This window comes from Streptomyces sp. NPDC127119 (assembly GCF_042677425.1).
Classification (GTDB): Bacteria; Actinomycetota; Actinomycetes; order Streptomycetales; family Streptomycetaceae; genus Streptomyces.
Genome location: NZ_JBHXTO010000199.1, coordinates 1 through 12,801 on the forward strand (window position 1 = coordinate 1; position 12,801 = coordinate 12,801).

The following is a 12,801-nucleotide window of genomic DNA, read 5'->3' on the forward strand; positions in this document are numbered from 1 at the left end:
CGCCGGACGGGCTGAAACGAATACAGCCCGTCCGGCGTTTGAGGACACAGTGCCGGGACGGGTAGGGGCGGCGGGGGCGAGGAAGCGTCCTAAGCCTGCGGGGACGGGAACGACACCGGGCTTCTCAGGCCCGTTCTGTTCACCGCTCTCACGCCGAAGAACACGTTGTCCTTGGACAGGTCCACCTCGTGGGACGTCACGTCGCCGACCGGGATCACGTGCGTCCACTCGGCCGCCGTGGTCTCCCGCCACACGACTTCGTACCCCGCGAGGTCCGGCTCGGACCCCCGCGCCCACACCAACCGCGTGGAGTTCGTGAGCGCGGCGGTCAGGATCCGCGCTTCCCGCGGCGCACCCGGCGCCTGCGCCAGCGTCCACAGCGCCGCCGCGTTGACCCGCGCCACCCGAGCGACGAACGGAAAGTCGCAGAACTCCGGCAGATCCCCGTACTGCTTGCCGTCCTCGACCCGCACGTCCTGGTGCTGGTGCGCGAAGTCCTCGGCGGGCTCGGTGAAACGGGCCGCCGCGTACCCCTGCTCCAGGAAGGGGATGTGGTCGCCGCCTCGGCGGTAGCGGTCACGCCGGTGGACGACCCGTACCCGCATACCCGTCGCCGGGTTGTCCGCCGTGTCCCGCACGAACCGGGCCAGCTGCCGCGACGGGGAGTCGTTCTCGCCGCCCACCGAACGGCGCGTGGCCGCCTGCTCCGGCGTCTCCGCCGTGGGCACGCCCTCCGCGAAGAGCCGGACGGTGTACGGGTCGCTCGTGCCGTCGTCCGCCCTGGACGCCCCCACGATGTCGTTCGTGAACATGGCCTGCACGTCCGTGCCCGCCGCCTTGAGGCCCGACGCCAGGTGCGCGGCCCCGTACAGGCCCTGTTCCTCCCCCGCCACCGCCGCGAAGACGATCGTGGAGGCCGGGCGGCGCCTCGCCATGACCCGGGCCAGTTCCATCGCCACGGCCACGCCCGAGGCGTCGTCGTCCGCGCCCGGGGCGTCCGAGGTGGCGTCCATGACGTCGGTGACGCGGGAGTCGTAGTGCCCCGAGACGACGTACACGCGCTCCGGGGTGACCGAGCCGCGCAGGGTCGCCAGGACGTTGGTGATGCGGGTGGCCGTGGGGATGCGGGGTGCGGGTTCCTGGACGTACGACTGGAGTTCGGCCGTCATCCGGCCGCCGGACGTGGCGGCGTACGACAGCAGCTGCGCCAGGATCCAGTCGCGGGCGGCGCCGATCCCGCGCACCGGGTCGTCCTGGGTGGAGAGCGTGTGCCTGGTTCCGAAGGAGACGAGGGTGCGGACGGTCGCCTCGATGCGGTCGGGGTCGATCTCCCGCAGGAGGGCGCGGAGTTCGCGGGTGGGAGGCTGGGCGGTGACCGGCGGGCGCGCGCCCGCGTCCGGCTCCCCGGCCGCCGACGCCGCCGACGCCGCCGTCGCCGTAGTCGCCGTCGTACCCGCCGTGGCGGCTCCGGCGGCGGCCGTCGCGGCCAGGACGGTTCTTCTGCTCGGGTTCACAGGTCGCATGCAAAGAATGGTTGTGTACGCGTCAATAACAGGCAAGGGGCCGGTACGGCCGGGCAAGCGGCCCGTGTCAGCCCTCGCCGCAGATCCGCTGCCCCACCGGCGTCGCACACGGCAGATGGCCGTGGGTGCGGATCACGTCCTGGCCGCTGCCCCGGCTGATGTACGTGAGGAAGCTGGAGACGAGCGAGTCGGCGGGCGGCGAGCCGTACGTGTACGCGTACTCGATCTCCCGGTACGGATACGCGCTGGTGCCGTGCTCTATCTCCTCGACCGACGGGTCGTGGCCGTCGAGGGTGACCCGGTGCACGCCCTCGTGGCCGGTGGCGAGGTTGAGTTCGCTGTAGCCGATGGCGCCGGGGACGCGGGCGACCGTGCTCAGCACCTGGTCGGTGGAGAACAGTTCGCAGCGGATGACCGGGGCCGCCGCGTAGTCCTTGTGCTCGCAGTCCGAGGAGTAGTTCGCGCCCTCGTTGCGGTTCAGGACCCGGCGCTGGAAGACCTTGCGCGTACCGGAGTTGGCGTCGCGGCTGATCAGGTGGACGGGCAGGTCGGGGCCGCCGAGCTGCTTCCAGTTGCTGATCCGGTCGCTGTAGAGACGGCGTACGTCCTCGGTCGACAGGTTCTTCACCGGCAGGTCGTCGTGGGCCACGAGCACGAAGACCGAGACCGCGACCCGGGTCTCGCGCAGCTCCCGCAGACCGCTCGGCTTGGGGCCGTCGGACAGGGCGATCACCGGCGGGGAGCCGTGCTTCGACCGGGCGCCCAGCGCGGCGAGTTCCTGGACCCCGGCGGTCGAGCCGTGCGGGTCCACGTCGATCGACGCGCCCGCGCAGTCGTCCTCGTACTTGGCGGCCAGTTCCCGCATCACGGGCCCGAACGCCGTCGAGCCGGTCACCGTCAGCCCGCCCCGCTCGCAGCCGATCGGCGGCGGGGTGCCGTCGCGGGTCACCACGATGACGGCGAGCGCGAGCACGCACAGCGTGAGCAGCCCGGTGATCAGCCGTGACGCCCGGCTGAACAGCGCCGGCGTACCGTCCACCGGCGCGGCGCGGTTGGGGTGCACCTCGCCGTCGCGGATGCCGCCGATGAGCCGTATCCCGCTGCCCACGTCGCCGCCCGACAGCAGGACGAGCAGTTTGAAGTGCTCGCCCCGGTTGAGCGGGACGCGCGGGATGCGCAGGGTGCTGCCCTCGTAGCCGAGGCCGTTCGACGGGGTGAAGTGGTCCATGAGGTGGTCGGTCTCGGGCGGCTGGGTGACCGACACCCCGCGGATCGTCCGGTCCGTGAACACCGCGGTCAGGCCGTGGAGTTCGCGTCCCGTGTAGTCCATGTCGGCGATGCTCTGCGAGCCGTCGTTCTCGATGCGCAGCAGGACGAGCGTCGCGTCGGCCATGCCGGGCGCCTCGTCGAAGAGCCCGAGCCGGACGCTGGCCCGGCCGAGGCGGACGTCGTCCCCGATCGGGTTGTCCATCTGCACGCGGTAGCCGATACGTTTCCGCCGCGGCACCCGGCGTTCGTACCAGACCATGACGCCCGAGGCGACGATGCCGACGGCCGCCGTGCCCACGGCCACCACGTTCTCTGCGCTGAGCCACTCCACTGGGTGCCCCCACCACTCCCGGAGTTCGACGGTGCGGACACTGTACGAGCGGGACGCGGGGGAACCCGGTGACGACCACTGAAGTTCAGCAGCTGTTCAAGGGCCCCGCTACTGCTTCGTGTAGGTCAGCGCGTCGCCGTTGCTCGCGTTCACCCGGCGCAGCCGGCCGTCCGGCAGGAGGGTCAACTCCGTTGCCGCGCCCGGTGAGCAGGACGTGGCCGGTTCGCCCACGGTGACCTCGGACGGGCCGATCCGCAGCGGACCGCCGTCGCTCGGGGCCTCGCTGAGCGTCGCCCGGAACACACAGTGGTACGTGCCGCCGTCCGCCGGTCCGTCCGCCGTGAGCGAGAGGACCGTGGCGCCCACCTCGCCCTGCTCGATGGTGAGTCGACGGGTGTTGCGGCCCGTCGCGTTGTCGATGGACGCGGTCCAGGTGCCGAGGTACCCGGTGGGGATCGCGCCGTCCGCCGGTGTCTCCTCCCCCGTGCCGGGCGGCTGCGTCGAGGGCTTCCCGCTGGACTGGCCGGGGGTGGTGGGCGCGGCCTTCGTCCGGGACGCGCCGGGGTCGCCGCCCGCCCGGCCGCCGTCCCCGCCGCCGTTCATGAGCGCGTACACGGACGCGCCCGCGCCGAGCGCGACGACCAGCGCGACCACGATCAGCAGGGCGGTGGAACGGGCGTTCCTGCGCGGCTGCTCCGGTTCCGGCTGCGGCACGAAGCCCGGTCCGTACGCAGGCGTCGGTCCGTACGCAGGCGTCGGTCCGTACGGGGGTGTCGGTCCGTGCGGAGGGGTCGAACCCGGGTTCGCCGCATGGCCGTTGGGGTTTCCGTAGCCGCCCGGGGGCACCGACCAGCCGCCGGGCTGCTGCTGGTGCTGCTGGTGCGGGTAGCCGTAGCCGGCGGCGGGCTGGGGGTGCTGCTGGGGATAGCCGTAGGCCGGGTGCACGGGGCCCGGGGCCGGGGTGTGCGCGGGCGGGGCGGGCGGGGCGGGCGGGGCGGCCGGAGGCGGTGTCGGGGACCCGGCCGCGGTCATCGTCGGGAGGTGATCGGCGGGGGTGCCCGGGGGCGGTTCCGGGGCGGGCAGGGAGGAGGCGTCGGGGGTGGGGGCGTGTTCCGGGGAAGCCGTGGGCGGGGGCACGGAAGGTGGTGCGGAAGGGGATACGGAGGCAGCGGGCGGGGCGGCTTCGGGCGCCGGGGCCGGTGTGGAGTCCGGGGCGGGTGCGGAGCCCGGGGCCGGTGTGCGGTCCGGGCCTTCCCCGCCCCCGGGCGCCGCCGGACGGGCCGACACGTCCGGATCCTCCGAGTCCAGCAACTGCACGGCGTGACGGCCCAGTTGGGCCACCAGCATCCCCGGCAGCCAGGGGTCGCGGCTGCGGCCGTCCGCGACGGTGTCCTCCGCTCCCGTGCGCTCCAGGATGTCGTCGAGCGTCGGGCGGGAGGCGGGGTCCTTGCGCAGGCACTGGCGGACGAGGTCGGCGATGCCCTCCGGCACCCCTTCCAGGTCCGGTTCCTCCTGCGCGATACGGAACATCAGGGCGTGCACGCCGCTGTTGGCCGCGCCGAAGGGCAGGACGCCCGTGGCCGCGTACGACAGGACCGAGCCCAGGCAGAAGACGTCGCACGCGGGCGTGACGCGGTCGCCGCGGACCTGCTCGGGGGCCATGAAGCCGGGCGAGCCGACGAGTGCGCCGGTGCGGGTGAGGCCGCCGTCGGTGACCGTCTCCAGGGCGCGGGCGATACCGAAGTCGATGACGCGCGGGCCGTCGATCGTGACGAGGACGTTCGACGGCTTGAGGTCGCGGTGGATCAGTCCGGCCGCGTGGATGTCCTTGAGCGCGTGCGCGAGACCGGCCGCGAGGATCCGTACGGAACGTTCCGGGAGGGCGCCGTGGTCGTGGCCGACGACCTCCTGGAGCGAGGGTCCCGCCACATAGCCGGTGGCGACCCACGGGATGGCCGCCTCGGTGTCCGCGTCGAGCACCGGTGCCGTCCAGTAGCCGCCCACGCGCCGGGCCGCCCGCACCTCCTGACGGAAGCGGGCGCGGAACTCCTCCTGTTCGGCGAGTTCCTGGCGGACGAGTTTGACCGCGACGGTCCTGCCGCGGTCGGAACGCGCCAGATACACCTGTCCCATACCGCCCGCGCCCAGTCGCGCCAGCAGCCGGTACGCGCCGATGCGGTGCGGATCCGCAGGTCCGAGCTTCTCCATCGAAACGCCGCCCTCCCCCGTACATGTGCGACAGCCCGAGGATAGTGCGGCGGAACGAGGACACGGCAGGGGCGGTGTCTACGGTTCCGTAACAGGGGGTGCGGGTTCCGTGACCGCCTCCATCGCCCCGATCAGCCGTTCCAGCACCCGCACGGTCTCGGCCAGTCCCTCCTCCCCGAACCTCTCGCCGATCTCCTGCCCGATCCTCTCGCCGGTCTTCCCGCCGAGGGTTTCGGCGAGCCGGTCCGCGAAGGCCGCGTGGCCCGGGCCGATCTTCCGGACGGCCTCGAAGCCCTCCCCGGTCGGCCGGAGCAGCTTGGCGCGGCGATGGGCGGGGTTGGGCACGTACTCGGCGAGCCCCCGCTCCACCAGCAGGTCGGCGATCCGCTGCACGCTCTGCCGGGTGATGCCCATGGCGCGGGCGATCCCCGAGACGGGCAGGGGTTCCCGCAGGACGGCGCCGAGCACCTGCCACCGGGCGGCGGTGAGCCCGGCCGGCCCGGCCAACTCCTCGGCGACGCCCAGGTACTGGCCGTTCAGCCGGAAGACCGCGAGCGCGCTCCGGCTGAACAGGTCCTGGCGTTCCCGGCCCGTCTCGCCCTCCCCGCCCGACCCGTCACCCGTCCCGCTCACCGTCCGGCCGCCTCAAGGACCGCGTACGCCTGCGCGTCCGAGTCGTGGAACAGCCGGTACCAGGCGTCGAGCACCTCTCCCTCGTACACGCCGAGCAGGGCGAACACCTCCCGCGCGAACGCGACGGGCTCGGTGGGTCCGGCGGTGACGAGCCCGCGGTCCGTCACGGCGTCGGCCTCCACGTACCGGTCACCGCCCTGGTAGCCGGTGGCGGCCAGATGGAAGGAGACGGCTCCGGTGTGCGCGCGGTCGTCGAGCAGTCCCTCGCGGGCGAGTCCCGCGGTGGCCCCGCAGATCGCGGCGACGGGCACGCCGGCCGCCAGGAACTCCCGCGCCGCGCGGGCGAAGGGGGCGAGTGCGTCGCCGGTGTCCCACAGGTCGGCGCCCGGCAGGATCAGCAGCGCGGCGTCCTCGGGGCGTACGTCGTCGAGCGTCACGTCGGGCCGGATCCGCAGCCCGCCGACGGACCGTACGAGGTCACCGGACAGGCCGACCGTCCGGATCTCGTGGCCGGCGCGGGCGAGATACGCGGTCGTGTGACCGGTCTCCCAGTCGGCGAGCGTGTCGTAGACGGCGAGGTACACGGGCTTTCGGGCGGGATTGCGGACGCTGTCGCGGGTCATGGCTTCTCCTCGGTCGCGCGGTCACCGGCTCGCCCACTATGTCAGCATGCTGTCATCACGACAGCATGCTGTCAACATATCGGCCGGCGTCCGGCCGGGGCCTCCCCACACACGACAACCTGTCGCGTTCACGGCCGCGCCGCAGACAGGACGCCGATGTCGCGCCCGCGCCCCGGACCCCTACGCTCAGGCGCATGACCCCTCAGCCCAATCCCCAGGCCGGCGCCGCCGTGAAGGCCGCGGACCGTGCGCATGTGTTCCACTCCTGGTCAGCGCAGGAGCTCATCGACCCGCTCGCCGTCGCCGGTGCGGAGGGGTCCTACTTCTGGGACTACGACGGCAAGCGGTATCTCGACTTCACCAGCGGCCTCGTCTTCACGAACATCGGCTACCAGCACCCGAAGGTCGTCGCCGCGATCCAGGAGCAGGCCGGGAGGATGACCACCTTCGCGCCCGCGTTCGCCGTCGAGGCCCGGTCGGAGGCGGCACGGCTGATCGCGCGGCGGACGCCGGGCGACCTGGACAAGATCTTCTTCACCAACGGCGGCGCCGAGGCCGTCGAGAACGCCACCCGGATGGCCAAGCTGCACACCGGCCGCCCCAAGGTGCTGAGCGCCTACCGCTCGTACCACGGGGGCACCGCCGCCGCGATCAACCTCACCGGCGACCCGCGCCGCTGGCCGAACGACAGCGGGACGGCCGGGGTCGTGCGCTTCTGGGCGCCCTTCCTCTACCGCTCCCCCTTCCACGCCGAGACCGAGCGGCAGGAGTGCGAGCGCGCGCTCCAGCACCTCGCCGACACCATCGCGTTCGAGGGTCCGGCCACCATCGCCGCCATCATCCTGGAGACGATCCCGGGCACCGCGGGGATCATGATCCCGCCGCCCGGCTACCTGGAGGGCGTCCGCGCGCTCTGCGACGAACACGGCATCGTCTTCGTCCTGGACGAGGTCATGGCCGGCTTCGGACGCACCGGCGAGTGGTTCGCCGCCGACCACACCGGTGTCGTACCGGACCTGCTGACCTTCGCGAAGGGCGTGAACTCGGGGTACGTGCCGCTCGGCGGTGTCGCCATCTCCGGGGCGATCGCCGACACGTTCGCCCGGCGCCCGTACCCCGGCGGGCTCACCTACTCCGGGCATCCGCTCGCCTGCGCCGCCGCCGTCGCGACCCTGAACGTGATGGAGGAGGAGGGCGTCGTCGAGCAGGCCGCCCGGATCGGCGAGAGGGTCCTCGGCCCCGGGCTGCGGGAGCTGGCCGAACGCCACCCGAGCGTCGGCGAGGTGCGCGGCACCGGTGTCTTCTGGGCCCTGGAACTCGTACGGGACAGGGAGACCCGCGAACCCCTCGTCCCCTACAACCCGCAGGGCGCGGCCAACGCCCCCATGGCGGCCTTCGGCGCGGCGGCGAAGGCGCACGGGCTGTGGCCCTTCGTCAACATGAACCGCACCCATGTCGTCCCGCCGTGCAACATCACGGAGGCGGAGGCCAAGGAGGGCCTGGCCGCGCTCGACGAGGCGCTCTCCGCGGCGGACGAGCACACGGCCGGGTGACGCCTCCCGTGGACCGGGCCGAGAGGCCCGGCACAGGGCGTGGCAGGGGGCGTGGCGGAGGGGTGTGACGCAGGACTCCCGCAATCCGGGTGGCCCGACATCGAACGCGTAAGGTGACTGGCTCGTAGACATGAGCGAGTACTTATTCGATGGGGGAAGGACCCGGACGATGCGCGGCACCGGCAGTGGCGGCGGCAATGGGGCCGTCACCCGCAGCACCCTGCGGCAGCAGATCGCGGACGCGCTGCGCGACGAGGTGCTCGCCGGGCGCCTCCAGCCGGGCAAGGAGTTCACGGTCAAGGAGATCGCCGAGCAGTACGGCGTCTCCGCGACCCCCGTCCGCGAGGCCCTGGTCGATCTGTCGGCCCAGGGCCTCCTGGACGCGGACCAGCACCGCGGGTTCCGCGTCCACGAGTACTCGCTGAACGACTACCGGGGCATGATCGAGGCCCGCAGCCTCGTCACGGAGAGCATCTTCCACGGGCTGCTGGACGCGTCGGCCACCACCACCCGGGGCGCCCTCGCCGCGCTCGCCACCCGCTCCGACGACCCGCGCACCGCCGCCGCGCTCGCCGCGGTGCGCCGCCGCGGCGAGGAGGCGCAGCGGGCCGCCGCCGCGGGCGACCTGAACGTCCTCATCGGCTACGACCTGCGCTTCTGGCGCGAGCTGAGCAGCCTGTTCGGCAACCCGTACCTCGCCGACTTCCTGCACCGGCTGCGCGTCCAGTCCTGGGTGTGCGCGGTCCAGCACCTGCGCCGGATCGAGGATCTGCGCGGCCGTCTGTGGGCGGAGCACACCGACCTCGTGGACGCCCTCACACGGCGGGACGCCCCGGCGGCGCACGAGATCGTCGCGGCGTACAACACCCACTCGCTGGCGCTGATCGAGCTGCTGGCGCAGGGCTGAGAGCCGCGGGCCGGCGGCGGGCCCGCCGGTGTGGGGTATCCGACCCGCACGAGGGGGACCTACCGTGCCTTCACCCATTACGCTGCCTTGACCACCGTGCTGAACGAGGAGCTGTCAATTGGCCTGTGACCTGTGGCTGGTCCCGCTCGTCGACGTGTTGTGCCACACCCCCGACAACCCCTTCGCCGAGGAACTCGCCCTGTACGACAAGGCGCTGGGCGAGGCCGGACTACCGCCGGTGCCGGTGTACGCGTACATGCCGGGCCTCTCCGGCGATGTGGCGCCGGTCGCGGGCTTCGACTACGACGCGCTGCACTTCCTGCGCCGCGCGTACCTCCTGCAGGTGTGCCAGCTGCCGGTGACGCCGGTCGGCGAACTGGGCGGCGACTACGAGCAGCTGCTGGAGATGTTCGACACGACGGCCCAGCAGTCCCACCTGGTCTGGCACTACGACCACGCGGGCGCGTACGTCCCCGTCGACTTCCCGCACCCGCTGTCGAGCGACGAACTCCTCGCGGGAGGCGGTCCGCTGGGCTCCTCCCAGGTGCTGCTGCGCGAGCTGGAACTGGTCGCGCCGTCGATCGGCATCGACCCCGCCAACCCACCGGTGCCGCCGCAACCTCCGATGGCACCCACGGAGTTGGAGGAGCCGGCCGCCCCGGCCCCCTTCGACGCGAGCCCGTTCGCCCGCGAACGCCACGTATGGCTGGGCCTGCACGCCGCGGCGACCCGGAGCCTGGCCCAGGGCTCAATGATCATCTTCAGCTAGGGCCTGTTCCGGGGGAAGAGACAGCGCCCCGCCGGGGAAACGGCGGGGCCTCTCAGCGGAGTTGGGACAGGCCCTTCCGGAGGTCCTCGCCGTTCATGATCGGGGACACCTCGACCTCCGCGTCGAACTGGGTGAAGAACGGCTCACCCATGGCGGGCAGCTCCGAACTGTCCCGCATGTCGAGGAACAGCAGGGCGGTGCGCCGGCCGCCCAGGGCGCCGAAGTACGCCGCCTCGGGCTTGAGATGGTCCAGCGCCTCCTTCATCAGCTCCGGCATCTTGCCGCTGCGGATCGCCTCGTTGGCCCTCTCCGTGTCCATGGTCGCCTTGAGCAGAACGCGCATCGCACTCACCTTCTCCGGTCTCGCGGATCCACGCGCATGCGCACACGTTCAGATTATGCCCGTTATGTCGCTATTGACAGGTCGGGTACGCAAAACCGCCGCCTCGCACGAAGGGTTCGTACGAGGCGGCGGTCACGCGCGTGCCGCTCGCGCGCCGGGCGGTGCCGCCGCGGGGCGGTCCCACCGATGAGCGGTGCTACCGGAGGAACGAGTTGATCTCGATCGTCTCGTCGCGGCCCGGGCCCACGCCGATGGCGGAGATCGGGGCGCCGGACATGTCCTCCAGCGCCTTCACGTACGCCTGGGCGTTCTTCGGGAGGTCGGCGAAGGTCTTGGCCTTCGTGATGTCCTCCGACCAGCCGGGCAGGTTCTCGTAGATCGGCTTCGCGTGGTGGAAGTCGGTCTGCGAGTAGGGCAGCTCCTCGACGCGCTTGCCGTCGATCTCGTACGCGACACAGACCGGGATCTCGTCCCAGCCGGTGAGGACGTCGAGCTTGGTGAGGAAGAAGTCCGTCAGGCCGTTGACGCGCGTCGCGTAACGGGCGATCGGCGCGTCGAACCAGCCGCAGCGCCGGTCGCGGCCGGTGGTGACCCCGCGCTCGTGCCCGATGCGGCGCAGCGCCTCACCGTCCTCGTCGAGCAGCTCGGTCGGGAACGGACCCGCGCCGACCCGGGTCGTGTACGCCTTCAGGATGCCGATGACCCGGCTGATCTTCGTCGGACCGACACCCGAACCCGTGCAGGCGCCGCCCGCGGTCGGGTTCGACGACGTCACGAAGGGATACGTGCCGTGGTCGATGTCGAGCAGCGTGCCCTGGCCGCCCTCGAAGAGGACCACCTTGTCGTCGTCGAGCGCCTTGTTGAGCAGCAGGACGGTGTCGGCGACGTACGGGCGCAGCCGCTCCGCGTAGGTCAGCAGCTCCTCGACGATCTGCTCGGTCTCGATCGCGCGGCGGTTGAAGACCTTGGTGAGGAGCTGGTTCTTGCCGTCGAGGGCCGCCTCGACCTTCTGCGTCAGGATCGACTCGTCGTACAGGTCCTGGACGCGGATGCCGACGCGGTTGATCTTGTCGGCGTAGGTCGGGCCGATGCCCCGACCGGTGGTGCCGATCTTCCGCTTGCCGAGGAAGCGTTCCGTCACCTTGTCCACCGTCACGTTGTACGGCGTGATGATGTGCGCGTTTCCGCTGATGAGGAGCTTGGACGTGTCGACGCCTCGCTCGTTCAGTCCGTTCAGCTCGGAGAACAGGACCGACGGGTCGACAACGACTCCGTTACCGATGACCGGGGTGCACCCCGGCGAGAGGATTCCGGAAGGGAGGAGGTGGAGGGCGTACTTCTGATCGCCCACGACTACCGTATGGCCGGCGTTGTTGCCGCCTTGGTAGCGCACCACATAGTCCACGGAACCACCGAGCAGGTCGGTGGCCTTTCCCTTGCCTTCGTCACCCCACTGAGCACCGAGCAGCACAAGTGCGGGCACGCGCGTACACCCCTTCCGGGCGGGGCATGTCCAAGGTCGGGGACGCACGCGGCTGTATCTGGTACGGCTGCGTACGCCGGCGACCACCTTTGGCCGCGACCGTCGGACCGGATGCCCCGGAATAGACGAAGCCCCTGGCGCAATAGCGCAAGGGGCTCTTGCACAAAGATGCTACCCGAGGAAGCGAGGCATGACCGAGGTGGCGACTTCCGACCAGCTCCTGGTGGTCATCGACCCGGTCGCCCGTCACGGTGACGGTGAGGCGGTACGGATCGCAAAAGACGTGCTCAGCGCGGGTGCGGCGGCAAAAGTGTGCCTCCCTGACGGGCCCGAGGAATTCGATCGGGCACTGGCCCGGAGAGGGTCGCGGCGACCCGTCGTGATCGGGGACGACCGGGCGCTGCTGCGCGCCGTGTCCCTTTTGCACCGGCGGCGCGAGCTGGCCGGATGTGCACTGTCCCTGGTGCCGGTGGGGGTGGGCGACGGAGCCCTGACGCTCTCGCGGGCCCTCGGCGTGCCCATGGGAGCCGTGGCGGCGGCACGCGCCGTGCTCGACGGGTCCGAGCGGCGGCTCGATCTGCTGGTGGACGACAGTGACGGGGTGGTGCTGGGGGCGCTGCGGATTCCGCCGCTGGGCGGGTCCGCCGACTCCCCGGAGGGGGACGGTCCGCCCCATCCCCCGCACTGGCTGCGGACCTGCCAGTCCCTCGTCCGCACGCTCGCCGCACGGCCCGCCCGCGCACCCGCGTCCGCCTCCCCCGGGCCCGCGCGGCTGCGGGTCGAGGTCGACGGGCGGACCCTCGTCGACCTGGACCAGCCCGTGGAGGCCGTGTCGATCACCCCGGGACGCGCCGGGGGCGGTGCGCGGATCGAGATCCGGCCCGTCTCCGTGGGCGCGGAGGCGGCGCCTCTGGAGGCCGTGGCGCGGACGATCACCGTGTCGGGGGCGGATTTCCGGTATCGGGCGGATGCGGTGGTCGGGGGACCGGTCCGCACACGGACGTGGACCGTCCGGGAGGGGGCTTGGGGGTTGACGTTGCCGGGGTGACCCTCGGGGGCCGGCCCCCCAACCCCCCCTACAAAAAAAACGGAGGGGGGGTACGGTTGGCCGACCCGCGGGTAAACATAATCCCCAACGGCCGTTTAGGTCAAAAGGGGC

General features: G+C 72.1%; 11 protein-coding genes. 4 read left to right on the plus strand and 7 right to left on the minus strand.

All coding sequences use genetic code 11. From position 1 onward, the window contains the following. Positions 1-89: 89 nt before the first annotated feature. The 5 genes from ACFVH5_RS41115 to ACFVH5_RS41135 form a co-directional block, all read right to left on the minus strand. The gene (locus tag ACFVH5_RS41115) at positions 90-1,523 is read right to left on the minus strand and encodes a M20/M25/M40 family metallo-hydrolase (protein WP_385838796.1); all 1,434 of its coding nucleotides are present in this window, start codon (positions 1,521-1,523) and stop codon (positions 90-92) included. Between the two features lie 67 nt (positions 1,524-1,590). Further along, entirely contained in the window at positions 1,591-3,123 is a 1,533-nt protein-coding gene (locus tag ACFVH5_RS41120; protein WP_385838797.1) for a substrate-binding domain-containing protein, read from the minus strand. Between the two features lie 108 nt (positions 3,124-3,231). Beyond that, positions 3,232-5,331 (minus strand): serine/threonine-protein kinase, encoded by a 2,100-nt coding sequence (locus ACFVH5_RS41125; RefSeq protein WP_385838798.1) that lies wholly within the window; start codon positions 5,329-5,331, stop codon positions 3,232-3,234. Positions 5,332-5,409: 78 nt separating this feature from the next. Continuing rightward, on the minus strand, positions 5,410-5,964 hold the full coding sequence (locus ACFVH5_RS41130; protein WP_385838799.1) for a MarR family winged helix-turn-helix transcriptional regulator: 555 nt from the start codon (positions 5,962-5,964) through the stop codon (positions 5,410-5,412). Next, the gene (locus ACFVH5_RS41135) at positions 5,961-6,587 is read right to left on the minus strand and encodes a DJ-1/PfpI family protein (RefSeq protein ID WP_385838800.1); all 627 of its coding nucleotides are present in this window, start codon (positions 6,585-6,587) and stop codon (positions 5,961-5,963) included. The genes ACFVH5_RS41130 and ACFVH5_RS41135 overlap by 4 nt, the downstream gene beginning before the upstream one ends. Positions 6,588-6,781: 194 nt before the next feature. Here ACFVH5_RS41135 and ACFVH5_RS41140 point away from each other — a divergent pair, with 194 nt between their 5' ends. From ACFVH5_RS41140 to ACFVH5_RS41150, 3 genes are all read left to right on the plus strand, one after another. Beyond that, the gene (locus ACFVH5_RS41140) at positions 6,782-8,140 is read left to right on the plus strand and encodes an aspartate aminotransferase family protein (protein WP_385838801.1); all 1,359 of its coding nucleotides are present in this window, start codon (positions 6,782-6,784) and stop codon (positions 8,138-8,140) included. 169 nt (positions 8,141-8,309) lie between these two features. Continuing rightward, positions 8,310-9,047, plus strand: coding sequence for a GntR family transcriptional regulator (locus tag ACFVH5_RS41145; protein WP_385838802.1), 738 nt, complete (start codon positions 8,310-8,312; stop codon positions 9,045-9,047). 118 nt (positions 9,048-9,165) lie between these two features. After that, positions 9,166-9,816 (plus strand): hypothetical protein, encoded by a 651-nt coding sequence (locus ACFVH5_RS41150; protein ID WP_384805815.1) that lies wholly within the window; start codon positions 9,166-9,168, stop codon positions 9,814-9,816. A 52-nt stretch (positions 9,817-9,868) separates the two neighbouring features. Here the strand turns inward: ACFVH5_RS41150 and ACFVH5_RS41155 are convergent, their stop codons facing one another. After that, entirely contained in the window at positions 9,869-10,159 is a 291-nt protein-coding gene (locus tag ACFVH5_RS41155) for a hypothetical protein (RefSeq protein WP_385838804.1), read from the minus strand. 196 nt (positions 10,160-10,355) lie between these two features. Beyond that, on the minus strand, positions 10,356-11,642 hold the full coding sequence (locus ACFVH5_RS41160; RefSeq protein WP_328495527.1) for an adenylosuccinate synthase: 1,287 nt from the start codon (positions 11,640-11,642) through the stop codon (positions 10,356-10,358). Positions 11,643-11,832: 190 nt separating this feature from the next. Here ACFVH5_RS41160 and ACFVH5_RS41165 point away from each other — a divergent pair, with 190 nt between their 5' ends. Beyond that, positions 11,833-12,690 carry a diacylglycerol kinase gene (locus tag ACFVH5_RS41165; RefSeq protein WP_385838805.1) on the plus strand — a complete coding sequence of 286 codons (858 nt, stop codon included), beginning with the start codon at positions 11,833-11,835 and terminating at the stop codon, positions 12,688-12,690. Positions 12,691-12,801: the final 111 nt, after the last annotated feature.